The sequence below is a fragment of the Marinobacterium weihaiense genome (assembly GCF_019061305.1).
GTDB classification, from domain to species: domain Bacteria; phylum Pseudomonadota; class Gammaproteobacteria; order Pseudomonadales; family Balneatricaceae; genus Marinobacterium; species Marinobacterium weihaiense.
Genome location: NZ_JAHQZT010000001.1, coordinates 83,777 through 109,476 on the forward strand (window position 1 = coordinate 83,777; position 25,700 = coordinate 109,476).

A 25,700-nucleotide genomic window follows, 5' to 3' on the forward strand; every position below is an offset into this window, starting at 1 on the left:
AACAATAAAAAAGATCTGGTTCGAACACCCACCGAGAGTTAGAGGATGCTGCAATGACGTATCATGCAGAATACACCAAGTCTGTTGAAGCCCCCGAAACGTTCTGGGCCGAGAAGGCAGCTGAGCTGCCCTGGTTCAAACAGCCGGAGCAGATTCTGTCCAAGGATGAGAATGGTATCGATCGCTGGTTTGCCGATGGCGAGATGAATACCGCCTATATGGCACTGGACTACCATGTCGAAAATGGACGTGCCGATCAGGCCGCCATTATCTACGACTCTCCGGTCGCCGATACCAAGCGCGTTATCACCTACCGTGAAATGCGTGATCAGGTGGCCAGCTTTGCAGGCGTACTCAAAGCTCAGGGCGTTGCGAAGGGCGACCGCGTGGTCATTTACATGCCAATGGTACCGGAAGCGCTGATCGCCATGTATGCCGTTGCCCGTCTGGGTGCGATCCACTCGGTGGTATTCGGTGGCTTTGCACCGCATGAACTGGCTGTACGTATCGAAGATGCCGAGCCCAAGGTCATTGTGACGGCTTCCTGCGGTATCGAAGTGTCCAAGGTAATCGAATACAAGCCGATGCTCGACGAAGCCATCGAGCAATCCGTGCACAAGCCGGATGCCTGCGTGGTGCTGCAGCGTCCCCAGGCCAAGGCCGAGCTGGTTGCAGGCCGTGATCTCGATTGGGAAGAGGCCATTGCCCAGGCCGAGCCGGCCGACTGCGTTCCGGTCAAGGGTACCGATCCGCTGTACATCCTCTATACCTCCGGCACGACCGGCAAGCCCAAGGGTGTGGTACGTGATAACGGCGGCCATGCCGCTGCGCTCAAGTACTCCATGAAGGCAATCTACAATATCGAGCCGGGCGATGTCTTCCTGGCCGCGTCTGATGTGGGCTGGGTTGTGGGTCATTCCTACATCGTCTATGCGCCGCTTCTGGCTGGCGCGACCACCATCGTGTACGAAGGCAAACCGGTTCGCACTCCGGACGCCGGTGCCTTCTGGCGCCTGTGTGAAGAGTACAAGATCAAGGCACTGTTTGCGGCACCGACGGCCTTCCGTGCCATCAAGAAGGAAGACCCGGAGGGCAAGCTGGTTGGCAACTATGATCTGTCCAACCTGGAAATCATCTTCATGGCCGGCGAGCGTTTGGACCCGCCGACCTACCACTGGACCATCGAGAAAACCGGCAAGCCGGTCATCGACCACTGGTGGCAGACCGAAACTGGCTGGGCCATCTGCGGTAATCTGATGGGCATCGAAGCCAAAGAACCCAAACCGGGCTCCGCATCCTTGCCGATTCCGGGCTTCAACGTCCAGATTCTTGATTCTGACGGCAATGAGCTGCCGGCCGGCGAGCAGGGTGCCATTGCCATCAAGCTGCCGCTGCCGCCCAGCTGCCTGCCGACCGTCTGGAACAACCACGAACGTTTCAAGAGCGGCTATCTGACAGACTATCCGGGTTATTACACCTCTGGTGACGGCGGCTACAAGGATGAAGATGGTTACGTTTTCATCATGGGACGCACCGATGATGTCATCAACGTGGCCGGCCACCGTCTCTCGACCGGTGAAATGGAAGAGATCATTGCCGACCATCCGGCAGTGGCCGAATGTGCCGTCATCGGCATCAACGACAACCTCAAGGGTCAGGCTCCGGTAGGCCTGGTCCTGCTGAAGGACGGTGTTGATATTGATGAAGAGGAACTGGAGAAGGAATTGATCGCCATGGTGCGCAAGGAGATCGGTCCGATCGCCTGCTTCAACAAGGCAATGGTGGTACAGCGCCTGCCGAAGACGCGTTCTGGCAAGATCCTGCGCAAGCTGATGCGCCAGATTGCGGATGGTCAGGAGTATACCGTGCCGTCCACGATCGATGATCCGAGCAGCCTGGCAGAAATCGAAGCGCTGATGGATGAGCGCGGCCTGGTCCAGCACGCCTGATTAGCTGAACGGTATCGAATGACAAAGGCAGCCTCAAGGCTGCCTTTTTTACGTTTATAAGCATTGGTGCCCGCGGACACACGAAACGGACTCGGTGTGCTGGCTGGCGCCGAAAACCGGCAGACAGCAGGTTTCAGCCCTTATCAGGCCGCCGCAGCGAGTGCGACGTCCTGATAAGGGCTGATGCCCTTGTGCTTTACCTTGCCACGCTTGAGCGCTTTCTTGCGATCTTCAAATTTGGCTGCCTTGTTGAAACAGCGAGCGTGTTTGGCAACGTAGTTACGAGTGTCTGGTTCCACTGTGCCGTGTTCCCGTTTTTTCATCGTTTTCTCCTGGGCAAGAAGCCCGCGATGGGTATGAATGTGCGCACCAACGCAAGGCACGCATTTTGTGGTCTAGTCCGGCGTTTCCACACCTGCACAGCAGTAACCGGCTCGGCATCCTTGTTGACGCTTCCTTGAAGCAAGGGTCTGGCTCAGAGGGCATGGAGTGCCACGCGGCAGGCATGGAATTGAACAGGCAGCAGATTAGAAAACAAACACGCCCGCTGCAAGCATTTATGGCCCCAGATCCACAATATAGGCTGGCGCACGCTGGCATGCACCGGACACCAAGAACCCGTTCCAATGTCCGATGCTCGCGCCGATGTCCTATTGGCGGTCCTGGCCATGAGTGGGCCGGTGTGCCAGATGCCAGCGGGTGGCAAAGGTGCCGACAACAAAGGCAGCCACAACGGTCAGAATGTCGCTATCGGCAAAGCTCAGGGACGTCAGCATGGGGCCCGGGCAATAACCGGCCAGTCCCCAGCCGATTCCGAAAATGGCCCCGCCCATTACGATGCGTTTATCGACCTGCTGGCGCGTAGGCAATTGGAAGTACTCAGCCAGCAGCGGCTTGTTGCGCTTGAGAATCAGCGGGGTCGCGATCATGTTGATCAACAGGCCTCCGGCCATGACAAAAGCCAGCGACGGATCCCATTGTCCGGTAATATCCAGGAAGTTGATGACCTTGGCCGGATCAATCATTTGTGCCACCGAGAGGCCAAAGCCGAACAGGGTGCCGGCCAGCAGGGCGGCGATAATACGTTTGCCATGTGTCATATCAGGCGGCTCCCAGCAGATGACGGGTGACAAAAACGGTCAGCAGCGCGCTGCCCATGAAGCAGAGCGTCGCCACAAGCGAGCGAGGACTGCGTCGAGCCAAGCCACAAATGCCGTGACCACTGGTGCAACCGCTCCCGATCTGAGTGCCGATGCCCACCAACAGCCCCCCCGCAATCAGCCACGGCTTGCTGACAACCGCTTGAATATGCTCGACGCCGGCACCGAAACCCGTGAGCTGATACAGCAGTCCGCCCAATACCAAGCCGACGAGAAACACGATCCGCCAGCCGATATCACCCTTTGACTCGGGATAGATCACGCCGCCGGCGATACCGGAAATGCCGGCGATGCGTCCCTTGGCATAGAGCAGAAAAGCGGCAGCCAGCCCGATCAGAGCACCGCCGATCAAGGCGGGCCATGGCGTAAAGTTCACGATGGTCATAAGCGAAGCACCCTATTTATTAGATTGTTCTTATATATTAGCCAGTCCTGCATGGCCGCTCAAGCATAGCGTGACACGGATATCTGGTGAATGGGGCGACCAATTGTTAAAGTGGTCTTATACATTAAGCATTTAAGTACTTGTATATGAATGAAATATCTGCAGCCATCCCGCTGTTTGATGCCGTTGATCACCTTGAAGACGGCAATGCACAGGTCAACGAATATCTGGCACGCGTAACACTTGGTCGGGTCGATGATGCGGCACTGGTCTATGAGTACTCGGTGGACTGGCTGCTGGAACAGCGCGCCAGTGAAAACAACTACAAGACCTACAGGTCCGAGCTGACCACCTTTCTGTACTGGTGCTTCGAGATCGAACAGGCGAGTCCGCTGGCGATTACCCGGCGCAGCCTGTTTCGTTACGTCGAGTTCTGCCGCCAGCCCCCGGATGTTTTGATTGGCTATTTCAACACCGCCCAGTTCAAAACCCATAAGGAAACCGGTGAGCGGCTGCCGAACCCTGCCTGGCGGCTGTTTCTGGGCCGGCGCCGCGACGGGGAAATACTGCCGTATCGACTCAGCGAACCGGCCTTACGGACCAAGCTGGCAATTCTGTCAGCCTACTACAGTTATCTAATCGACGAGGAGCTGACCGAACGCAACCCCGCGCGACAAATCCTCAAAAGCGGCGTTTTCAAGGCCGGTGACCAGTTTCGCGCCAGTGGCGAAGATAACGAAAACCTCAAGGCATTCAGCGAGCTGCAATGGTCCTATGTGATGGGAACCGCCCTGAAGCTGGCACAGACCGATCCGGAGCTGCACGAACGCACACTGTTCCTGGTCAGCCTCATGTACGGCTGTTATCTGCGCATATCGGAAGTTTCGGCGCGGCCGGGGTTTGCCCCAATGATGGGACAGTTCCGGCGTGACAGCCAGACCGGCATCTGGAGCTATCACATTCCACGCAGTAAGGGCGGCAAGCAGCGCAGTGTTGCCGTGTCCCATGCACTGCTGACAGCCCTGAAGCGTTACCGCCGCTACCTGGGGCTGAGTGATTTGCCGCCCCCGGGAGATGAAACTCCGCTGTTTGTCCGCCATCGGGCAGCGGGGCACGGCCGCGATGCGGGCATTCAAAATGCCAACCTGGGCATTCGTCAGATACGCGAGTTGCTGGATGAGCTTTTCAGCCAGGCCGCCGTGAGCGCGGAAGAGGACGGTTTTATCGAAGATGCCAACGAGATCCGACAAATGACACCTCACAGTCTGCGTCACACGGGCATCACCCATGATATCAACCTGAACGGCCGCCCCTTGTCACATGTTCAGGCTGATGCCGGCCATGACAGTATCGACACGACCTCGCGCTACCTCCATACCAGTCGTGTCGAACGGCATGAGTCGGCGGCAGGCAAAAAGCTGGATCGCCTGCAGGAAGCGGAATGACAGCCGGTACCGGGCTACGCTTATGGCAGTGCTCACGTAAGGGGCAGGGCATGTGATCCAAGATACGTACCGGTGTGCTGATGGCGGTTCCAACCCGGCGGATACCGAGGAGCCTCCTTTGATTTATGCCGTGTCCTGGCGCGGCGGTGAGGAATCGTGCCAGGTTGTAAGGGTGATCTCGACAAACACCCTGAGCGCGTCAATATCCATGCCATCGCAGTGGGTATCACACTCCGGGAGGCCTGGCTTACAGAGCAGCGGGTGAACTTTCTGTATCCGGGCTCAAATTCGTTACTGGATATGTGGCACAGGCTGCAGTTACCACTGTACAGCCCGTACAAGTGCCTGGGCGTGAGTCCGGCGCCCGATGTCTCGGGTCGGTTGGCAGGCAGAACGACCACACACGCAACCGAACATGACACGGCTGATCAAAAAGCCATCGAGTTCATGTAGCCAGCCGGTTTGTGGCTATCAGGCAATTGTACCGACATCTTGGCCATAGCGCCGGAACTAACGCCACAGGTGTAGCGGCAACGTTCATGCCGACACGCGACTGTGCGGAAATACCCATGAGTCAGACATGAGGTGCATGCCGATCATAGTAACGGGCATTTTCAAGCGCTTCCTGACCATTGCACAGCGCGCAGCATTGCAAGCGGCAAACCGATCTCAACCGTGCGCTGAAAGTGACTGACCGACGACTGCGTGACAACGAAAAACCACTGTGATCAGACACGCAGACATGGTACGTGCTGAAGGCTGATCAGCACGACCAGAGTGCAGAGCACGGAACAAGCTCAAGACTGTCAGGATACTCAGCCAGCGACGCCAGATAACCGGCATACAGGGGTCAGTGATTGATTCGATGCACAGGCAATACAGGATGGACTGCAAGATTCATGCGAAGCCAGCCTGAGCAGGACTTCAAGCATGGTATGAAAGATGAATCTGGCGAGTCAAAAGTCAGCGATGGCCGAATGCCAAAATGGCCTGATATGGATATGCCGATAAATCAGGTTATCGGTATTGAGGTGCATGATAGCCATCGAGGCTGCCACCCCGATAAGACCGCCTCACCAAAGCACCGAAATGCCACAATATTACACTTCGTATAATGTATATTATGTTAAATTAACTATTATTTCAGGCTCATGGTTTCTGGGCTTGTGACGCTTCCAACCACGTTGGGATTACGTACCGGCAATTTGGTATTCATCTTGGTGCCCTTACACTCCGGGCGTCATCCTGATTTTGTGGCTACCTCAAAGTGCCTGCGCCCTGAACCTGAGTCGTCAGTGCTTCCCTGTGCTAACTAACGCTCTGCTGACTTATCAGTCGATTAAGCCCCCTGAATTTGGTGCGGAGAGTCGCGAAGATTTGAGTTTTGCGGGCTGAAAGCCGTTCCGTGCAAGCTGGTGACGACTGTACGCGATTAGTGCATGGCCTCGCGTGGGTCTGGTAGCTGCTTCAGCAGATTGTGCATCTCTGCAGCTGGCCAAATGAACTCTCGCTTCTTCATGCCTTTGATCCCGCATGGTCGCTCACACAGCTTCGCCGACACTGAGTATGGTCCCAGTTCCATGATGTCACGGCCATCCCAGGTAAATGCATCCAGATCAAGCATCATGTTTTTCAATGTGCCTTGTACTGATCGGCTGCACACTGTGTCGAAGCTCAGTTCATCGACCAAGCCAATGGCTCGTTCCATCAACTCTGCGGGATAACCCAGCTTGAGCATGGTGTTGGCCAGCATATCCCTGAACCAGAACGTCAGTGCCTTGAGCTCTTTTTGCGTCACGCCGATCAACGCCAATGAGAACCGCGTCTGGTCGTGGGTAAACACCAGACACTGACGACGCTGAATCGTGGTGATATTGGCATGCCATTCACCCAATGCAGATGGGCTTTCCTCAGGCGCATCTGCAATCTCAAAACCTGCCTTTTTGAGCTTGTCGGCCAACTTCTTGGTAACGTGGATTCTCATGTTTTTACCATAATCCCTTGATACCTATGCATTTCCCTTGTTCAGCAGCATGTCAAATACCACTCGCGCAAACCCTTGAGCGACCTGCGGATTACTGAGAATCTGCAGCATCTGGTTCTGGTGTGCTTCCGAGCTTCCCATGACTGCATCATCGACCGCCTGCGGAAAGTCACCGAGAAATGCCTGCTCAGGTGTGTTGTTCCTCAGCTGGTGCATCACACGATCATTCTCCCCTACTTTATCCGCTACGGTGCGGGCGTAATTGAGCATATCGGCATCGGCCAGGTTGTCGGTCAATTGGTATGTCCGTTGCCAGTTGTATCGTTCCATCAAGTAGAAGCTGATATCCCGTTGGGCTTCACTGGCTGAAATATATCCTTATATCCTGATGTCGCGGTGCGTGAGGACACCTGCAGACATCCGCCGGGGCCACACGGTGGCCAATAATCTGGCTACACTGCGCCTGTCGCCTTCAACCAGTTAACGTCGAGAAACGACCAAGAAAGCCAGCACCCGCCTGGAACAACGGCTGGCGGCTATGAATATCAGCCATCTGGAGAACGTGATACATACTTAAAAATGTTCACGCTCTCACCCCGGCCTTGCAGGTGTTAAAGAGACTGAATACTTCGATTACCCCACAAGGTTCTGAGCATCACGGATCCATGCTTCAAACGTGCTCGTGGTAGATGGATGCCGGCGTCCAATCTTGAACTCATTGAACAGCCAGTCAACGGGGTCTTCTGGTTGTGCCGCCAATGCTGCACGAGCAATACCTATCTGCTCCTGGTAACACAATCCCTTCCAGTCACGCTCCTGACCAAAAGCGTTCAAACCTCGCCACGGGATCTCATCACACACGTCCTCTGGCGACAGCCAAACCGTCGTATTCTCATCTTCACCATCCCAGAAACCGGCCCAACCGGCAATTACGTCGCGCAGGTGCTGTCGCTGCTTGCGAGAACTTCGATTCAAATCGTGCTTCTGGGCAATATCTAGAGTGAGCTCGTGAAGCGAAATGCCATTTTTCCGTTGAAGCACGGCACGCGCCAATGCACTCAAATTATCCCGATGTTCCACCTGGAAGTAGCACTCCTTGTCATATGCAGGAAGGTCTGCCAGAACATCACCATCGACGGGATGCATCGTATCAGCGGACGTCGGGGACAAAACAGCACGATTTTGTACGGTCTCATCAAAGGCTTCAGGTTGATGAGCACTTAGCTCCGGAGCCTCATGACGCTGACCGATCTCCGCTCTGCCAGCTACTTTCTGCGGCGCATCAACCCATTCAGGTTCCTGTTCCTGTTCCTGCTCGGTCTTGGTCTCGGCTGATTCGAGTATTTCCGCTTCAGCAGATGCGGCACACTCGGCAGCTTGTCGGTCTTCCGCCAAGAGGTTTTCCAGACGCTCGTGCAAGCGCTTCATTGCGTACTCCGGCTCCTGGAAATAGTCGGTCGACCACAGTCGAAGAATACGCCAACCAAGATTTTCCAGAATAACCTGGCGCACCCGGTCACGATCCCGTGCCGAGGGTGAACCATGATAGGTTGCCCCATCACACTCAACACCAGCAAGGTACTCACCCGGTTTATCCGGATGCACAACCCCCAGATCCACTCGGAATTTGGATACCCCAACCTGGGTTTGGACCTTCCAACCCCTTTCGCGCAATGTCATCGCGACAGCCTGCTCAAACGGTGAGTCGAACTGGTCCACACCATAATTGGCCGTACTAAATTCAGCGAGAGCGATAGGCCCACGCTCTGCGAATTCGAGATAGTTTTTCAAATGCTCCACGGCCGTCGCTTTGGTTCGCGACAGATCCACCATGGAAGAGTCAAAACTGGTGAATAACAACACTTCAGTTGTTGCACGCGTTACCGCAACATTGAGTCTGCGCTCGCCTCCCGTCTTGTTCAACGGTCCAAAGTTCATGCTCATGGTGCGGCCTCCAGGTTCAGTGGGGCCATACGTCAGAGAAAGAATGATGATATCCCTCTCATCACCCTGAACCGATTCCAGGTTCTTCACAAACAGCGGATCGTAGGTATCGGTTGCAGTAAAGAAGCGCTCCAGTTCAGGGTTATTCCGACGTGCTTCATCCATTAGGTCTTCAATCATGCGCTGCTGTTGCGAGTTAATGGTCACGATACCCATCGTTCGCACTGGCGCACCCTGCAACGTTGCCGTCAGCAGTTTGACGACTTCCGCGACCACGGCCTGCGCCTCAATGACATTCGTCTGTCCACGGCCCTTGGCATAGACCCCGTCAACACGGTGTAACGTCACCGCACTCTCTTTGGTCTCCGCCGACGGGAAAGTCCTTAATTGGTTTTCGTAGTAATGCGAGTTAGAGAATGCGATCAACGTTTCATGACGACTGCGGTAGTGGCCCGTCAAGCGCAGATGGGGCAAGCGTGCGGCCAGAGCCTGATCAAGGATGGACTCCAGGTCACCTTCATCCGAATCCTCTTCTTCCTTACGCCCGAAGGTATTGCTGGGCGGCATCTGTTTGGGGTCACCAACCACGATGACGTTCTTGCCACGCGCAATCGCACCAACGGCATCCCAAGTGGTGATCTGTGAGGCCTCGTCAAATACCACAAGATCGAAGAGTGCAAAATCTGCCGGCAGGAATTGCGCCACGGATAGCGGAGACATCATGAAACAGGGCGTCAGATCCGTCAGTGCCGCTCCCATTTCCTTGACCAGCGCCCTCACCGGCTTGTGGCGGGTTTTCTTGGTGAGTTCACGTGCCAGCACGCCGTACTCCGCCGGCGCATTGGGTGCGTTACGATCGGGCACAGCACCCGCTGTTTTCGCCAGGATATAATCAGCAGTTGTCTCGGCGACCTCCGCATCAAGCTCCCTGAACATCTCGATGGTTGATTCATGCGAAGCGCCTGCGAACTGCACCAGTGAAGGACTCTGGTCGATTAATTTCGGAGCCAGCCAAATGCAGAGCGCCGTCATTGCATTATCTTCACATGCATGAGGGACAATGACGCGATTTTCTAGGGCCTGTGACAGTGGCTCAAGCTGATACTGAGCCGCTTTTTGTTTCGCTCCCAGCCATCGACACCATCGGTTCAAGCGTTCGCTCTGCTGCTCAATCACTGCGAAGTCTGCTGCGATTGTAGCCAAGTCATCTCCCTGACGGATGGTGACTTGCAACTGTGCCGCTTCTTCCACCAGCTCGGCCAGCTGCGCTGCATCATCAGCCACCGTCCGAGACAATTTGACCAGCGGTGTATTTTCGGTGAGGTAGTCTCGCCCTTCCACGAGCACTGAACGTAGCTTGCGCAATGGAATGGCAGGATCATCAAAGGTGCTAATGAATGCCTTGAACAGCTCCATCGCTTTGATGCCATTGGCCAGAGTTCGCTCTAATTCTTCTGCCTCTGAATCTACCCCTGCCCAAATACTGCTACCCTCAAGTTCAGCTGCACTCTTTTTGAGCGTTTGCAACGTCTCACGAGCGGCAAGTGCCTTCTCCAGAATGCTGAAGTCCGAGATCTTCTCGAGACCCTGTGCGCACATTTGCTGACGCAGACTCCGACGTTTAAAAAACCCGAACAGGCCTGTTGCGTCATTGCGCTGTTGGATCCATTGATCCCAGGCGCAGTCCTCCAGCATGTTCCACTTGAGACCATGCCCAAAATCCCGGATCTGTTCTTGCAACCGAGCATGTAAGGGCACGCATTCTTTTAACGCTTTGACACGTGCGAGCCCTCCTTGTTGGAGCGCAAAAACAACATCAAAACGCATCACAAACTCGCACAACTCTGCCAAACGGGCCAACTGCACATGCTTATCTGGTGAAATGTGATCTAGGGGAACCCCCAAGGCCTCCAATAACGTCTCTGCATTGGAACGAGCCTGCTTGGCGATCGCACTGATGCGCCTTGCAAAGGTCACCAGAGAGGTACGCCACTGGTTGGAAAATTCCTGTTGAGTAACCGATTCAAAGTGATCCGGCTCCAGGTCTTCAATTTCACCAAAAGCGATCCCCAGTTCTCGTGCGGTCTCCAAATAAGGATCGAGCTCAGCTTCAGTTGTGATGGGTGCCTGAAGCAGGTCTTCAGGCCAATCCAGGCGTAACGGATGCTCATAGGAAAAACGGACCACCCTCGCCATCGCATCACGGGCAGACAAGCCAAGTGCATGGGGGCGGTGCAATTCAACAACGTAGCTATTCAGCCCGTGCCTAACCTGTTCCAGCTTCTGCGCCTTGGCGACCCAGTCACTCTGGGAGGCACTTTGACGCCGCGTCCAGGCTCCGCCCAGCTGGTCCAACACCGATTTCTTGTTGGCCTTGTTGGAGTGCAATTCCAGACACAGGTGGGCCAGTCCTATCTTCTCCATGCGACGGTATACCACTTGGAGCGCCGCCATTTTTTCAGCCACAAACAGGACCTTTCGCCCTTGCGCCAGGTTGTGGCAAATGATGTTGGCAATGGTTTCCGACTTGCCTGTTCCGGGTGGGCCTTCCAGGACAAAGTCTTGAGGGTGAGATGAAGCCTCAACCGCCACCATTTGAGAAGAGTCGCAGTTCAGGGGTGCATAGAAGTCTTCCGGCGAAATTTTCTCATCCACACGATCACGTTCGATGAAGCGATGATCCTGATTGAACGCAGCCGTTGGGCGCTCAATCAGATGCTCCACAAACGGGCTTCTTTTGAGCAGCTCCGTGCGGTCACGCAAGTCTTTCCACATCAGGTACTTGGCAAAGGAAAATGAGCCGAGAACAATTTCCTCCACCACGATAAATCCAGGTTGTTCCTGGATGGCCGCACGAACGATATTCCAGATCGCCTCGACATCGACACCGGATTCATCTTTAGGGAGGTCATTGCGTAGCTGATCCAGCGTGATGTCGTAATCCGCCTGAAGCATCTCGATCAGCGTCAAGTTGAAGATCGGCTCTTCGTCAGCCAGCTGAGAGAGCTTGACCGGTGCCTGCGCGCTGCGGCGCTCAAGCTTCACCGGCAACAAGATCAGCGGGGCACGGAACGATTTGTCACTTTCAGGAGTTTCCTTCCAGCGCAGCATCCCGATTGCCAAAAACAGCGTATTGCTGCCCCCCTCTTCCAGGTCGTTCTTGGCTTTACGCAGCAGTTCGATCAGCTTGGTTTCGGCTCGTTTTGCCGTCTCATTCACAATGAGCTTTTTGTTATCAAGCTGTTGCAGCGCAAATTCCCGATGCAAGTCCTCGCCTGTCGATAACCGAAATGCTTCGGCACTGCGTTCTTCATCCACGAGCGGTGTATCTTCGGCTGACACAAATCCGAATATTTGATCAGCGGCCAGCATGTCCTCCAACTTGCCCAAGTCTGGACAAAAGAGCTTCAGCGCCGATTGTTTTACATTCAGCAGCGGGTTGCGTTTGGTCAAATCCAGCAGCTTACGCTGCCACATGTCAATCCGTGTCTCTGGTGTTTCTTCATAAACCCGCTCGTCCCCGCGCACCGGTGGCAGTGGCGGTGGACCGTCTATACCGATCGACACCACACGCGCAACGGTTTTACTGTCTGTTTCGGGTGCGTCTTTAGGGCGTTCTTCAATGATACCGATGGGTTTGATTCGACGTGCCCGTGCCTGCTTGATATCAATCAGCATGACAAAGTCGGATTCCTTGTCTTCTTCCAACAAGGTTTTCGCGTGATCAATAGCTTGCTTAAACGTAACGGGTGAATCGTTGGTGACCAGCGTCGTCTCGAACATGACAAGGTCAGACGTATCCATGCGCTTCCTCAAATCGATGGGGTCATCGTTGGTTAGCACCGGAAAGCATTCATCAATCAACCAGAAACCGGCAAACGCATGGGTCTTGGTTAGCGCAATAACGGGGTTCAACCCCATATTTTCGAGGCAACTCGCAAACAGGACAGACGTATCCAGGCACGCAGCGGTTTTATGCTCCAGGATATCCTTGGCCGGGCGGATGCGCTGCCCCTGTTTTGCCCAACCATTCGGTGGCGACAGGTACATCAAACGTTCGTTGAAAAGCGTGGCCCACAACGCAGCACCGAACAAGAATGGCCGCTCGCGGGTATTCGACTGGTAACCATCGATAGCACTGTTCTGACCATCATCACGCAATCCTTGTGCGACTTTTGCGGTCAACGCTTCAACGGCATGGACATTAGGCTGCACAAAAGCACCCAACAACTCAGCTTGACGAGACTCACCGCCCCAATAATCGCCTGGCAGCACACTCACTTCATAATGAGAAGTCAGCTCCCGTGACTGCCCTTCTGCATCGATATAGGATGCGGCAAATGTCAGCTGAACCTGCATCTCCTCTGTCAGGCCCGTCAGCTTCTCGAACTGGGGCTTTAGTGGTCGTTCTTGCAGTTTTGCAGACTGTCCCGCAGCCAAGCGGTCTATTAACCACTCTTCCGGTTCAAAGAAGACGGGATCACTGGTGAGCCGTATCCGAATATCAGTGATACTCCCAGAAGGCTCGCCTTCAGTGGCCTCAGGTGCTGAAACCAGCGCACGCTTGAGCAACGGATAGGCGTTCTGTTGCGCCGCCAAAGAGAAGGTGGAGGCCAATTCGCAATTGAGGTGCAACTCCATGTTAACGTCCTTTTTGATCCTTGAAACATCGTATCGGCTTACGAAATATGCTCCCAAGCCAAGCAATCAGCCTGCCAGGTTAAGGCGTAGTCGCCTGACCCTCAACTCTCAAGTTCAGCCTGGTTAAATCGTGTTGAATTCAGCGGCATATAGCAGTGAAGAATAGTTGTTCATGTTTTCCCTGTTCCTCCCATCAGGATAAATACACGCGCCGAGCAGCCTACCCCACCGTTAATGAAAATTCGCGGGAGGTTGGGCGGCAATGCTGTCCAGGTAGTTGCAAATCAAGCCGGGATGAAGCTCTACCAACTCACTGGTGAGTTCTGACTGGACAACAAACATCTGGTGGCACGGGGACGGGTCGGTTTTGGCCAACACTTCGTACAGGCGCCCTTTCGTGAGCACCTTGTGGTTGTGGTCAATCAGATCCGCTTCAATCTGGACCAAGGTTCCGACGGGGATGACCATCCATAGCTGATGTGATTCCAGAATCATCTCCGTACCGATATCACGCACTTCAGATACGGTCATGGCTTCACCTGCTGCTGAATGTATCTCTCCTAGTATAGACCCCAGTCAGGCCTGAATGATTCCGGAACGCAGGGCCAGGTGAATGATTTCTGAGCCATTACTGAGCTTGAGCTTGCGCAAAATGTTGGCACGGTGGGCATGGACGGTCTTGGGGCTGAGAAAAACGCTTTCGGCAATCGCATTGACGCTACGCCCTTCGGCCAGCAGGGTGAAAATCTCCAGTTCACGGCGCGTCAATTGCGCGATCGGAGAGCAATCGGCACCGCCGGCAGCATCCTGGTTGATCTGCTGACTGATCGCCGATGAAAAATACTCGCGCCCCGCATTGACTTCACGCACAGCGTGAACGAGTTCATTCTGCGCACAACGCTTGGTGACGTAACCCTTAACGCCGGCTTCGGCAACACGTGAGGGATAAGGGCTGGCCTCCCAGATGGTGAGCACCAGAATGCGCGCATCCGGGTCGCCGAGCATGATACGCTTGATCGCATCCAGCCCCCCGGATGTCGAGGACGCCTCGGTATTGTCATGGTCCGCGGGCATGGCCAGGTCCATCACGACCACATCAGGTTTGACTTCACGATACAGCTCAACGGCCTGACTGCCGTTTTCTGCCTCCGCGACGATCTCCATATCCGCCTCTTTAAGCAACATGTGCTGAAAGCCTGCACGTACAATTGAGTGATCATCAACCAGCAGGATACGGATTTTTTTGCTCATTCTCGGGTTCCTTCAAAATCTGAATGCAGCATAACAGATTGGTGTCGCCCACTCATGCAGGAGCACTTCCCCTTTGGTCTAGGTCAAGTGACTTTCGGCACCACGATAGACACCCGAAGTATCCAGGTCGATCGCTTCCGCCGAAAGACCGGTACCGTCATCAAGGTGCGCCGGAATGGCAACAAGATCATCACTGAAACCGATCAAATGAATCCCTTCCTTTTCACAGTGTGCCAGTACTTTTTCAAGCGCCTTGAGAACGGTCTCCTGACGGTCGGTAAAACGGTCCTGCTGCTCCTGGCGACGCTTGCGGCTTGTCACTGAACGGATGACATAGTCACCTTGGTCCAGCAACTGAATGGTCAACCCCGGCAGTTTTTCACGCACCAGGACCGCTTTGGCAACTTCAAACAAGGCGGCATCACGGCAGCTGATTGAATCACCATAACAGCATGACTTGAGGCGCTCTTTGACCTGTTCCACTCGCATGTCGGCTTCCAGGAAAAACTCCATATTTCAGCACCTTACAGGGTAATCATAGAGTAATACATGCGGTTATAGCCCGGCCTTTAGAGACGCATTCTCGCCACTCAGACGATCGTTCTGACGACGCAGACGCTCGATTTCTTCTTCCTGAATACGCGAACGCACGCGGAGCTCAATCATGGCCTCATCATTTAACCCCTGACGATCGCCAAGCTTTTCCAGCTGTCGTACTTCGTGCATAGCTTGATCACGCTCCATTGTCAGTCGAATTTGAGCTTCCTCGAGCTCAAGAATGCGCTTCTCAAGCTGGTGCTTTTCATCTGCCAGCTGCTCGCACCGCTCCAGCAGTCGTGCATTTTGCTGCTGAGCGGCCAGCAAGGCTGATTCGCCGTCATACCGTCGTGCATCAGAAGCCTGCCGAAGTTCTGCCTGCTTCTGCTCCAGCTCAATACGCTGTTGGTTGAAGCGATGCTCGGCATAGGCCAGTGCTCGATTCCAGGTTTTATCCGCTAGCTGGATAACGGGCTCAGGGAGCTCTGGATGCTCATTACGGCGCTGAATGCGCGCAGCGAGTGTGTGCCACCAGTCATTCAGGGCGCGATTGATGGTTGTCAGGCTACCGCTGCCAAGGCGCTCGCGCACGTTCTGCTGAGTCGGCCGGATACCCTCCGACAGCAGCTGATCCGCCACTTCAATGGCGCGGCTATGTGTATCGTTTTTCTTGGCCATAAAGTACTCAATATGTACTAATGATATGTATCAATTGTGATGCGTATTAAACGCGCTTGCTCGCCCGGGTGCAAGCAATTCCCTGCATACCACCACAGCAAATTCATTTATGATGACAACAGATTGAGAAAAGGAGTAACTCTAATGCCCATTAAAATTGCAATAAACGGCTATGGCCGCATTGGCCGCAACATTCTGCGCGCACTGTTTGAAAGCGGTCGTCAGGACGAATTCCAGGTGGTCGCCATCAATGATCTTGGTGACGCCTCTATCAGCGCCCACCTGACCGAGTTCGACTCCGTACACGGGCGATTCATGTGGCCGGTAAAGGCCATTGACGGGCATCTGCAGGTTGGTGAATACGCAATCCCCATGCTGCAACAGGCTGATCCGCATGCCCTGCCCTGGAGGGATTATGACGTTGATATCGTCCTTGAATGCACCGGCCGATTCACCGCGCGCGAACAAGCTGAAATTCATCTGCAGCAAGGCGCCCGCAAGGTACTGGTATCCGCACCCGCCAAGGGTGCCGATGCCACCATCGTATTCGGCGTGAACGAGGAGAGCCTTGGCGCGGATGATCGGATCGTATCCAATGCATCCTGCACCACCAATTGCCTGGCACCGATGGCCAAGGTATTGAATGACGGGCTCGGCATTCAACAGGGACTGATGACAACCATCCACGCCTATACCAACGACCAGCACCTGACGGACGTATATCATACCGACCTGTACCGCGCCCGCGCCGCTGCACTGTCGATGATCCCGACCAAAACCGGTGCTGCCAGCGCGGCTGGCCTGGTCCTGCCGGAACTGGATGGCCGCCTGTCCGGCCTAGCCGTTCGCGTACCGACGGCCAACGTTTCCCTGGTAGATCTGACCTTCACCGCCGCACGTGAAACCTCGCGGGATGAAGTCAACCAATTGATGCTCAATGCCGCCCGCGGCAACATGAGCAATATCATCGAGTTTAACGAAACACCTCTGGTCTCGATCGATTTCAACCATCACAGCGCCTCTTGCGTATTCGATAGCCTGCAAACCCAGGTTATGGGCAGCATGGTAAAAGTCTTTGCTTGGTATGATAACGAGTGGGGCTTCTCCAACCGAATGCTGGATACCGCCGCACGCATGGCGCAGCTATAAGTCAAATGCGCATTGTCGATTGACATTTGTCGATTTCAACGCGACAATGCGCCCTTAACGCATTGATTAAAAAGGCACATGCTTTTTAACGGCGTATCCCCCCAGCCCGGATGGTGAAATTGGTAGACACAAGGGATTTAAAATCCCTCGGCCTTAGGCTGTACCGGTTCGAGTCCGGTTCCGGGCACCACATCCATACGCCGCCATGCCTTCCTGTATTAATGTGACGTCCTGATCCTCATTGGCATGTGTATTGCCCAGGTTTACTCCATCATGATAGATACTTGTGAAGTTTCTGCTTTTCTGATGAGCCTTAGCCTCGAGCAGCTGGAAAAGATAAAGCTAGACCTTGAAAAAAAAGTCGAGCAGAAAAAGCAACAACAGAACCTGGAAACACAAAAGCCCCGCTCCCGCATACCGCCAACCTACAACGACCTCGATGCCCTGGCCGCCAACACGGGGCTGGACCTTAGCGGACTCATAAAGGACATCAAGCGTCGCAGTTGATACTCAAGTCTATTGGAGTATTACACTCAGTCAGCCTATAATCCCCTCCTCGCAGGAGAGAGGGCGGAATTCAGTCGCCCCGCCGAAGGCGCAAACTCCCATAATCGCTCAGGCACATGTACTGCGACCGCAACTGGATAACGTCGACTGGAGAGAGGCCATCAAGGCCCACCGAAGGGGCAACGCAGTCATCGCTGCGCAAACTCTCAGGTAACCGGACAGAGGGAGAGGCGAAAACAACACCCGATCGGGAGGTATTTTCGTGCTCACCTACATCTATATTATTGCCATTACCGCCGAAGGCATGTCCGGCGCGCTCGCCGCAGGCCGTCGCAATATGGACATCTTTGGCGTTGGCGTCATTGCATTTATCACCGCACTTGGCGGTGGCACCATTCGCGACATTTTACTGGGCAACTTTCCAGTTTCCTGGACGCAACACCCGCCCTACATTTATCTAACCGTTTCGGCCGGCCTGCTGACGATCGTCATCGCACGCTTCATGCACCATCTGCACAAGCTGTTTCTGCTGCTGGACGCCATGGGACTTATCGCCTTCACGATCATTGGCTGCAACGTCGCCCTGGAGCTGGAATACAATATGGCTGTTGTGGTCATGGCGGGGATGATTACCGGCATATTTGGCGGCATCCTGCGTGACATCCTATGCCAGCGCGTTCCTGTTGTATTCAGGCACGAACTATACGCCAGCGTCTCCCTGCTGGTCGCCCTGCTCTACCTGAAGCTAAATGCACTGGGGATTGATCAGGATATCAATCTTGCAGCATCATTCGCCTTTGGCCTCAGCCTCCGCCTATCCGCTCTGTATTGGCATTGGTCATTGCCGACCTTCTGCTATGAGCCCGAGCGCTGGAAGTGACTCCACAGAATCAGTCAACCATAGGGTGCCTACGGCGCCCTTTTTAACGCGCATTTGCTTGAGACATGGAGTGACTAAGAGGCCAGTAGAAAAGCAGCGACTCTTCTTGCGAGCAAAAAAGCGAGTAGGACTGATAATCAATTGATGGAGGCTGGAGTCGGAATCGAACCGGCGTACACGGAGTTGCAGTCCGCTGCATGACCACTCTGCCATCCAGCCATCATAAAAAGGTTGATTCAGGCTATTCAGCCTTTATACAACCAATTGCTCGGTCGAGCATATTCGGTAGGTTAAACGTGCATTCACACTCATAGAGTTGAATGGAGGCTGGAGTCGGAATCGAACCGGCGTACACGGAGTTGCAGTCCGCTGCATGACCACTCTGCCATCCAGCCATCACGTTTATTGTTGAGTGGAGCGGGAAACGAGACTCGAACTCGCGACCCCAACCTTGGCAAGGTTGTGCTCTACCAACTGAGCTATTCCCGCGTCTCAACAATGGTGCGTATTATAGAGACCTCAGCTTGAGTGTCAACTGTATTAAGAAAAAAAAGTTCAAAAAAGCGCTTAATAATTAACCACTTACTTAAATATCATCACTGAGGTGGGGCCAGGCGGCTCGAAGATACACCACCATCGACCACAGTGTCAGCACTGCGGCGCCGTACAAAGCGACTATTCCAACCCAGGACAGTATCGAGTCCAAGGGTGCCGCAATCAACACCAGAATGGACACCATCTGTAACGTGGTTTTAAGCTTCCCGATCATGGATACCGCAACACTGGCGCGCTGCCCCAGCTCCGCCATCCATTCACGCAAGGCTGAAATCACGATTTCACGACCAACGATGATCGTGGCGGGCACTGTGACAAGCGGACTTTCAAAGGCCTCTACCAGCAAAATCAGAGCAGCGGCAACCATCAATTTGTCAGCCACCGGATCCAGAAAGGCTCCGAAAGGAGAGCTTTGATCAAGGCGCCGTGCAAGATAGCCGTCAAACCAATCCGTAATGGCTGCCAGACCGAAAATGGCAGAGGCCATCCAGGGTGCCCAGGCATAGGGCAGATAAAAGACCAGTATGAACACCGGTATCAAAACAATGCGCAGCAACGTCAGCAAGTTGGGTATTTTAATCGTGAGCAAGTGAATATCCCGTTACATCAAGGTCAACTTTCGGGGTGGAGGGTTGCATAGATTTCCTGTGCAAGCGTCCGGCTTATACTAGAGACTTTAGCGATTTCTTCAATACTGGCACTCTCCACTTCCTTCAGACTGCCAAAATAACGCAGCAGTTCGCGCCGCCTTTTCGGCCCGACGCCGGGAATATCTTCCAGTCGAGACTGTCGGCGCGCCTTGTTTCGCTTCGCCCGGTGACCCACAATGGCAAAGCGGTGCGACTCATCACGAATATGCTGTAGCAGGTGCAATGCAGGAGAGTCAGAAGCCAAAATAGCCTCATCCCCTGTTTGGCCATCTATGAGGATTTCAAATCCGGCCTTGCGAGTAGGCCCCTTGGCAATACCCACCACCCGCACATGCCTTATTTCAAGACCGCGCAACACATCCATAGCCTGCGCTACCTGCCCTTTGCCACCATCAATAATCAGCAGATCCGGCAAAACCCCTTCATCACGAATAACACCGGCATAACGCTTTTCCAGTGCTTGATGCATGGCCGCATAGTCATCGCCCGGCGTGATACCGTCAATATTGAAGCGACGATAGTCCTGCTTCCTGGGGCCTTCGCGATCAAATACCACACAGGAAGCCACCGTTGCTTCACCCGAGCTATGACTGATATCGAAGCACTCAAGCCGGGAAGGCGTATCCGCAAGCCCAAGCTCCTTCTGCAGTGCCAGAAAACGGTTGTGCATGTTCTGTTTACTGGCCAAGTAGCTGCTGAGCTGCTGCTCGGCATTGGTCAATGCCAGGCGCTGCCAGCCAGCGCGGTCACCACGAACATTATGCTGCAGGCTGACCTTGCGGCCACGGTGTTGCTCAAGCGCCTGCTGCAAGCATTCGCGATCGGCAAGTTCAGCAGTCGTAATGATCAGCGAAGGAATCTCACGAGGGCCCGAAAGATAAAACTGTGCAACAAATGCAGACAGCACCTCATCCGCCGCATCCTCTACCGACACTCGAGGGTGATAAGCCTTGCTGCCAATCACGCGACCGCCTCGCACGAACAGCGCATGCACCGACGTTCCGCCAGGCTTTACAACACATCCGAAAACGTCGGCCTCTCCTGCCTGCCCGGATACGTACTGCTGCTCCTGCACCTGTCGCAACGCAGTAATCTGATCGCGTAGCTGAGCGGCACGCTCAAAGTCCAGCGCCCTGGATGCATCGTCCATATCAACCGCCAACTGCTGCATGATTTCAGGACTGCGCCCCTCCAGAAACAGCATGGCATTACGCACATCCTGTCGGTACTCGACATCTGAAATCATGCCGACGCAGGGCGCCGTACAACGCTGAATCTGATATTGAAGACAAGGGCGTGACCGATTACGAAAAAAGCTGTCTTCACATGAGCGTATGCGAAAGACCTTTTGCAAAAGGTTGAGGCTTTCCTTGACCGCGTTGGAGCTGGGGTACGGGCCGAAGTAACGCCCTTGCTTTTTGCCTGCGCCACGCCGAAACCGAATGGCAGGGTAAACATCCCGATCAGATACAAAAATATAGGGGTAAGATTTGTCGTCTCGCAGCAGAATGTTGTACGGCGGCCGCTGCTGTTTAATCAGATTCTGCTCCAACAGCAACGCTTCCGTCTCGCTGCCGGTCACAGTAACCTCGATATGGCATATTCTAGCCACGAGCGCCTGAGTCTTGGGGCTTAGACCGCTGCTACGGAAATAGCTACTGACGCGATTGCGCAGATTTTTAGCTTTACCGACGTACAGAATTTTTCCTTCGGCATCATACATCTGATAGATGCCAGGCCGGCGAGTCAAATCCTTGAGGAAAGCCTTGCTGTCAAACGCGTTTTCAGACAAGTGGATATCAACCTACGGCATTGAGCGTCTTGTTGGCATCCATATGCAGGTGCGTTGCTTCGGTATGAATGCGCTCAAGCTGCTCACGCGTAGCATCTAGGATACCCGCGCCACGCGACAGGGAAACCTCGAGATATACACCGATTTCGGCATAATAATAAAGTCGCGCATCAAAGGAGCGTGCACGCTTTAATTTGCTAAGTGAAATCTGTGCGCCGTTAACCAGAATGGTATTGATGTCATTATCCGACAACAGCGGGTGACGCTCTCGTTCGCCGGGCGACGGGACCGGGTTGGTTCTGGGGCGAGTATTGATGGTCATGATGACTCCTTGGGCGCAGACAGGGTGGAAAACGCCCGGTAAACCGGGCGCAAGACAGCATGTTACTTCTGCTGAGCCTTGGCGGCATCCTTGGCCATTTCACGCTTCATGAAGCGAATGCCAAAGAAAGTGATAACCAGCATGGACGCAACGATCATGATGCTGGGAGCAAAAGACATCAGGCTGTACTTGTCGATATCGAGCATGGAACTACCTCAGTTGTAATCATTCTGATAGGTGGGCATAAAACTCGGCATTATCGGAGCTTTATTGCCCTTTCTCAAGCCTTTTGAGCAGGCTGGAAGTGTCGAGTCGACCACCACCCTCGGCCTGCACATCGGCGTAGAACTGGTCAACCAGTGCGGTCACTGGCAGACGCGCGCCATTGCGGCGTGCCTCATTGAGCGCAATTTGCAAATCCTTGCGCATCCAGTCCACCGCAAAGCCGAAGTCGTAGCTATCAGCCAGCATGGTCTGGTGACGGTTCACCATCTGCCAGGAACCTGCTGCTCCGTGTTGAATGACATCAAAGACAGCCTCGCCATCCAGTCCGGAACGCCGCACAAAATGTACCGCCTCCGCCAACCCCTGAACAAGGCCGGCAATGGCAATCTGATTGACCATTTTGGCAAGCTGACCGCTTCCCACTTCACCGAGCAGTCGCTGAGACTTAGCATAGGCACCCAGCACAGGTCTCACCCGCGCGTAGTCCGTCTCGGTACCACCAATCATTACACTCAAGGCACCGCTTTCGGCACCGGCCTGGCCACCGGAAACCGGCGCGTCCAGAAAAGCCAATCCACGCGTACGCGCAGCCTGGTCCAGCTCTCGCGCAACTTCTGCCGAGGCTGTGGTATGATCCACCAAAATAGCGCCCGGCTTCATTTCGTGCAGCACCCCCTTATCTCCAAGGGTGACTTCACGCAGGTCTTCATCATTGCCGACACACGTGAAAACGATATCGACTCCCTTGGCAGCCTCGGCCGGAGTTGCTGCGTGGCAGCCTGAGTGCGCACGCACCCAAGCTTCTGCCTTGGCAATCGTGCGGTTGTAAACACACACCTGATGACCGGCTGCTGCCAAGTAACCTGCCATGGGAAATCCCATGACGCCCAGACCGATAAATGCAATATTCATGACGCTTCCTCCCTGTTAGGTCACGCGGTTCAGGCCACGCTCTCGGCATAGCAGGCAGCCGCTGCAGCAGCTGCACGACCGGCGGTAACATCCGCGCCCTGCTCTACCAGTGCATTTTCCAACGCATCCAGGCACAACATGACGTGACGGCGAGAGCAGCTACTGCCCATCAGGCCGATACGCCAAACCTTGCCAGCCAGGGCACCGAGCCCTGCACCGATTTCCAGGCTGTAATCGGATAGCAGGCGCCCGCGCAGAGCAGCATCATCGACTCCATCGGGAATCATGACCGAGTTCAGCTGCGGCAAGCGCACGTCCGCAGCCACGGCCATTTCCAGACCCATGGCCTCCAGCCCCGAACGCAGGGCGGTATGATGATGCATGTGACGCTGCCAGGATGCTTCAATTCCTTCTTCTTGCAGCATCACCAGCGACTCATGCAGACCGTAAAGCGCATTTACTGGTGCCGTATGGTGATAAGCGCGCTTTTGCCCGCCACCCCAATAACCCATCACTAGGTTCTTGTCCAGAAACCAACTGGGGGAACGGGTCTTGCGATTGCGCACAGCCTCAAGCGCACGCTCACTGAATGTCACCGGCGAGATCCCGGGGGGAGCCGACAGGCATTTTTGTGTTCCGGAGTACAGGGCATCAACACCCCAGGCATCCACTTCTAGCTCGATACCTGCTAGCGATGTAACAGCGTCCACAATGCTCAGACAGCCATAATCACGCGCTAAAGCACACAATGCCTTGGCATTGGATTGAACGCCGGTTGAGGTTTCAGCATGCACGAAGGCCAATGCCTTGATGTTGTCATGCTGCTCAAGCAATGCTCTCACTTTGTCGACGCTGACCGCCTCCCCCCAGGGGTCTTCTACCATAAGGGCGACACCACCAAAGCGTTCGACATTTTCCTTCATGCGACCACCGAACACGCCGTTTTGGCAGACGATAACCTTGTCGCCAGGCTCGACCAGGTTAACAAAGCAGGCCTCCATGCCGGCCGAGCCAGGCGCGGATACCGGCAGTGTCAGCGCATTCTCGGTGCGCAACGCGTACTGCAGCAGCTGCTTGATCTCATCCATCATCCCAATGAAGGCCGGATCCAGGTGGCCAATGGTCGGTCGAGCCATGGCGGCGAGCACACGTGGGTGCACATCCGAGGGCCCTGGACCCATGAGTGTACGCAATGGAGGATGAAAGGATTTGATCATTTTTATTCCCTTATATTTCAAAAGATTGCATTACAGACTTAGCGTGACTTTTTATATTCGGTAATGCGTGCGACGATGGCCATGACCATCTCGGCAGAGTGTTTTGCCGCCGTTTCCAGGAACTGTGAAAACGACAGATTGGACTCCTTACCGGCAATATCAGATAACGCGCGAATGACAATAAAAGGTGTATTGAACTGATAGCAGGTCTGCGCAATGGCTGCAGCCTCCATTTCAACCGCTTGCATGGTCGGGAACAGAGTACGCGTATGCGCAACACGATCCGGACAGCTCATGAAGCTATCACCTGTCGCAATCAATCCACGCACGGTACGAGTATGTGGCAGCAGCGCAATGCACTCCTCAGCCAGACGAGCCAATAGCGGATCTGCCGCAAAAGCGGGCGGCAAGCCCGGCACCTGCCCCGGCTCGTAGCCAAAGGCTGTTACGTCCACATCATGATGGCGCACCTCATCCGAAATGACGACATCGCCGACATTTAGCGAGCAATCAAAGCCCCCGGCAGAGCCGGTATTGATCACGCAGTCCGGCGCGAAGGTTTGCAGCAAAAGCGTTGTGCCGATGGCAGCGTTTACCTTGCCGATACCGGATTTGAGCAACACCACCTCTGCTCCATGGAGGCGTCCCGTATAGAAGTCAAAGCCTGACAGGTTCTGGGCCTCAAGCTCATCCAGGCTGTTTTTCAGCAGCTCGACTTCTTGATCCATGGCACCGATAAGGGCGATGCGAGGTGGGCGTGAAAGTGAAGCAAGAGAATCGGCAAAAAAGGTTTTTTTGGTCATCGGATACGACTAGTGTTGGCGTGATTGTGGGCAAAAACGCATGCTACCACGGCTGTCTGAATTGGCAATTGTTTACGACGTAATGGGCACACATCCCTTTCATGCATCAAAACCCGAGTGACACCGGATCAGCACGCTGTGCAGAAAGCTAATCACAACACCAAGCGTACCATTAATATCGGGTACGTATCGTGTACCCTATACCAAAGCGAGCATCAATAAAGATTGACACGCATGTTGATCTCTATAGAATGAAATCGCTTGAAAGTTAAGACGATATTTACCGGGACCTATTTTGAAATCACGCCTCGTCGTTTTATTCTTCATGGGTCTACTGAAGTAGATAGCATCACTTTTTAGCGCTTTATATCGGGCCCGAGCCCGAAAATATTTGAATTATAGGAAAGATAGCATGTCTACTACTACCGGCACTGTAAAATGGTTCAACGAAACTAAGGGCTTCGGCTTCATCGAGCAGGAAAACGGCCCGGACGTTTTCGCACACTTCAGTGCCATTCAGGGATCTGGCTTCAAGACTCTGCAGGAAGGCCAGAAAGTCGAATTCACAGTGACTCAGGGCCAGAAAGGTCCTCAGGCTGAAAACATCGTCGCTCTGTAATCCATACAGAGTCGAGATAAAAAAAGCGACCCAAGGTCGCTTTTTTTGTGCATGTCCTTTGTGCTCCAAGTACAAGTACAGCCCCCTGTCAGAAA

Annotated in this window: 23 protein-coding genes, 4 tRNA genes and 2 riboswitches; of the genes, 7 read left to right on the top strand and 20 right to left on the bottom strand. The window is 54.3% G+C overall.

Annotated features, from left to right (window positions below; genetic code table 11):
- Positions 1-53 precede the first annotated feature (53 nt).
- Entirely contained in the window at positions 54-1,949 is a 1,896-nt protein-coding gene (locus KTN04_RS00355; RefSeq protein ID WP_217333224.1) for a propionyl-CoA synthetase, read from the top strand.
- A gap of 143 nt (positions 1,950-2,092) precedes the next feature.
- Here KTN04_RS00355 and KTN04_RS00360 read toward each other — a convergent pair whose 3' ends face one another.
- The 3 genes from KTN04_RS00360 to KTN04_RS00370 all read right to left on the bottom strand — a co-directional run bounded on the left by KTN04_RS00360 (position 2,093) and on the right by KTN04_RS00370 (position 3,494).
- Positions 2,093-2,272 carry a DUF7230 family protein gene (locus KTN04_RS00360; protein ID WP_217333225.1) on the bottom strand — a complete coding sequence of 60 codons (180 nt, stop codon included), beginning with the start codon at positions 2,270-2,272 and terminating at the stop codon, positions 2,093-2,095.
- A gap of 327 nt (positions 2,273-2,599) precedes the next feature.
- Positions 2,600-3,049, bottom strand: a complete 450-nt coding sequence (locus KTN04_RS00365; RefSeq protein ID WP_217333226.1) for a YeeE/YedE family protein — start codon at positions 3,047-3,049, stop codon at positions 2,600-2,602.
- 1 nt (position 3,050) lies between these two features.
- On the bottom strand, positions 3,051-3,494 hold the full coding sequence (locus tag KTN04_RS00370; protein WP_217333227.1) for a YeeE/YedE family protein: 444 nt from the start codon (positions 3,492-3,494) through the stop codon (positions 3,051-3,053).
- A 146-nt stretch (positions 3,495-3,640) separates the two neighbouring features.
- Between KTN04_RS00370 and KTN04_RS00375 the strand changes: the two genes are divergently transcribed.
- Positions 3,641-4,939 (top strand): tyrosine-type recombinase/integrase, encoded by a 1,299-nt coding sequence (locus tag KTN04_RS00375; protein ID WP_217333228.1) that lies wholly within the window; start codon positions 3,641-3,643, stop codon positions 4,937-4,939.
- Between the two features lie 1,432 nt (positions 4,940-6,371).
- On the opposite strand, the gene KTN04_RS00380 is transcribed toward KTN04_RS00375, so the two are convergent.
- From KTN04_RS00380 to KTN04_RS00410, 7 genes are all read right to left on the bottom strand, one after another.
- Positions 6,372-6,923, bottom strand: a complete 552-nt coding sequence (locus tag KTN04_RS00380) for a DUF6933 domain-containing protein (protein ID WP_217333229.1) — start codon at positions 6,921-6,923, stop codon at positions 6,372-6,374.
- A gap of 24 nt (positions 6,924-6,947) precedes the next feature.
- The gene (locus tag KTN04_RS00385; protein ID WP_217333230.1) at positions 6,948-7,220 is read right to left on the bottom strand and encodes a hypothetical protein; all 273 of its coding nucleotides are present in this window, start codon (positions 7,218-7,220) and stop codon (positions 6,948-6,950) included.
- A 336-nt stretch (positions 7,221-7,556) separates the two neighbouring features.
- Positions 7,557-13,508, bottom strand: coding sequence for a DUF4011 domain-containing protein (locus tag KTN04_RS00390; RefSeq protein WP_217333231.1), 5,952 nt, complete (start codon positions 13,506-13,508; stop codon positions 7,557-7,559).
- A gap of 231 nt (positions 13,509-13,739) precedes the next feature.
- Positions 13,740-14,039 carry a hypothetical protein gene (locus KTN04_RS00395; RefSeq protein ID WP_217333232.1) on the bottom strand — a complete coding sequence of 100 codons (300 nt, stop codon included), beginning with the start codon at positions 14,037-14,039 and terminating at the stop codon, positions 13,740-13,742.
- Between the two features lie 45 nt (positions 14,040-14,084).
- Entirely contained in the window at positions 14,085-14,759 is a 675-nt protein-coding gene (locus tag KTN04_RS00400) for a response regulator (protein WP_217333233.1), read from the bottom strand.
- Positions 14,760-14,837: 78 nt separating this feature from the next.
- The gene (locus KTN04_RS00405; RefSeq protein WP_254262269.1) at positions 14,838-15,272 is read right to left on the bottom strand and encodes a response regulator; all 435 of its coding nucleotides are present in this window, start codon (positions 15,270-15,272) and stop codon (positions 14,838-14,840) included.
- A 42-nt stretch (positions 15,273-15,314) separates the two neighbouring features.
- A complete protein-coding gene (locus KTN04_RS00410) occupies positions 15,315-15,974 on the bottom strand; it encodes a DNA-binding protein (protein WP_217333234.1) in 660 nt (219 codons plus the stop codon).
- 144 nt (positions 15,975-16,118) lie between these two features.
- Between KTN04_RS00410 and gap the strand changes: the two genes are divergently transcribed.
- The 4 genes from gap (at position 16,119) to KTN04_RS17240 (ending at position 18,510) form a co-directional block, all read left to right on the top strand.
- The gene (gap, locus tag KTN04_RS00415; RefSeq protein ID WP_217333235.1) at positions 16,119-17,123 is read left to right on the top strand and encodes a type I glyceraldehyde-3-phosphate dehydrogenase; all 1,005 of its coding nucleotides are present in this window, start codon (positions 16,119-16,121) and stop codon (positions 17,121-17,123) included.
- A gap of 104 nt (positions 17,124-17,227) precedes the next feature.
- Positions 17,228-17,313: transfer RNA gene (locus KTN04_RS00420), tRNA-Leu, on the top strand.
- 83 nt (positions 17,314-17,396) lie between these two features.
- Complete coding sequence (locus tag KTN04_RS00425; protein WP_217333236.1) at positions 17,397-17,630, top strand: hypothetical protein; 234 nt, start codon at positions 17,397-17,399, stop codon at positions 17,628-17,630.
- 42 nt (positions 17,631-17,672) lie between these two features.
- Positions 17,673-17,764: riboswitch (glycine riboswitch) on the top strand.
- 3 nt (positions 17,765-17,767) lie between these two features.
- Positions 17,768-17,862, top strand: a riboswitch (glycine riboswitch).
- Between the two features lie 30 nt (positions 17,863-17,892).
- Entirely contained in the window at positions 17,893-18,510 is a 618-nt protein-coding gene (locus KTN04_RS17240; protein WP_217333237.1) for a trimeric intracellular cation channel family protein, read from the top strand.
- Positions 18,511-18,655: 145 nt separating this feature from the next.
- Here the strand turns inward: KTN04_RS17240 and KTN04_RS00435 are convergent.
- From KTN04_RS00435 to mtnN, 10 genes are all read right to left on the bottom strand, one after another.
- Positions 18,656-18,729: transfer RNA gene (locus KTN04_RS00435), tRNA-Cys, on the bottom strand.
- Between the two features lie 102 nt (positions 18,730-18,831).
- Positions 18,832-18,905: transfer RNA gene (locus KTN04_RS00440), tRNA-Cys, on the bottom strand.
- Between the two features lie 18 nt (positions 18,906-18,923).
- A tRNA-Gly gene (locus KTN04_RS00445) sits at positions 18,924-18,999 on the bottom strand.
- 97 nt (positions 19,000-19,096) lie between these two features.
- Positions 19,097-19,645 carry a CDP-diacylglycerol--glycerol-3-phosphate 3-phosphatidyltransferase gene (gene pgsA, locus KTN04_RS00450; protein WP_217333497.1) on the bottom strand — a complete coding sequence of 183 codons (549 nt, stop codon included), beginning with the start codon at positions 19,643-19,645 and terminating at the stop codon, positions 19,097-19,099.
- Positions 19,646-19,677: 32 nt separating this feature from the next.
- Positions 19,678-21,507, bottom strand: a complete 1,830-nt coding sequence (gene uvrC, locus KTN04_RS00455) for an excinuclease ABC subunit UvrC (RefSeq protein ID WP_217333238.1) — start codon at positions 21,505-21,507, stop codon at positions 19,678-19,680.
- A 7-nt stretch (positions 21,508-21,514) separates the two neighbouring features.
- On the bottom strand, positions 21,515-21,829 hold the full coding sequence (locus KTN04_RS00460) for an excinuclease ABC subunit C (RefSeq protein ID WP_217333239.1): 315 nt from the start codon (positions 21,827-21,829) through the stop codon (positions 21,515-21,517).
- Between the two features lie 62 nt (positions 21,830-21,891).
- Positions 21,892-22,035, bottom strand: a complete 144-nt coding sequence (locus KTN04_RS00465) for a hypothetical protein (protein WP_217333240.1) — start codon at positions 22,033-22,035, stop codon at positions 21,892-21,894.
- A 61-nt stretch (positions 22,036-22,096) separates the two neighbouring features.
- On the bottom strand, positions 22,097-22,966 hold the full coding sequence (locus tag KTN04_RS00470) for an NAD(P)-dependent oxidoreductase (protein ID WP_217333241.1): 870 nt from the start codon (positions 22,964-22,966) through the stop codon (positions 22,097-22,099).
- 29 nt (positions 22,967-22,995) lie between these two features.
- Positions 22,996-24,183, bottom strand: a complete 1,188-nt coding sequence (locus tag KTN04_RS00475; protein ID WP_217333242.1) for a pyridoxal-phosphate-dependent aminotransferase family protein — start codon at positions 24,181-24,183, stop codon at positions 22,996-22,998.
- A 38-nt stretch (positions 24,184-24,221) separates the two neighbouring features.
- On the bottom strand, positions 24,222-24,986 hold the full coding sequence (mtnN, locus tag KTN04_RS00480) for a 5'-methylthioadenosine/S-adenosylhomocysteine nucleosidase (RefSeq protein WP_217333243.1): 765 nt from the start codon (positions 24,984-24,986) through the stop codon (positions 24,222-24,224).
- A 412-nt stretch (positions 24,987-25,398) separates the two neighbouring features.
- On the opposite strand from mtnN, the gene cspE reads away from it, so the two are divergent.
- A complete protein-coding gene (gene cspE / locus KTN04_RS00485) occupies positions 25,399-25,605 on the top strand; it encodes a transcription antiterminator/RNA stability regulator CspE (RefSeq protein WP_217333244.1) in 207 nt (68 codons plus the stop codon).
- Positions 25,606-25,700 lie beyond the last annotated feature (95 nt).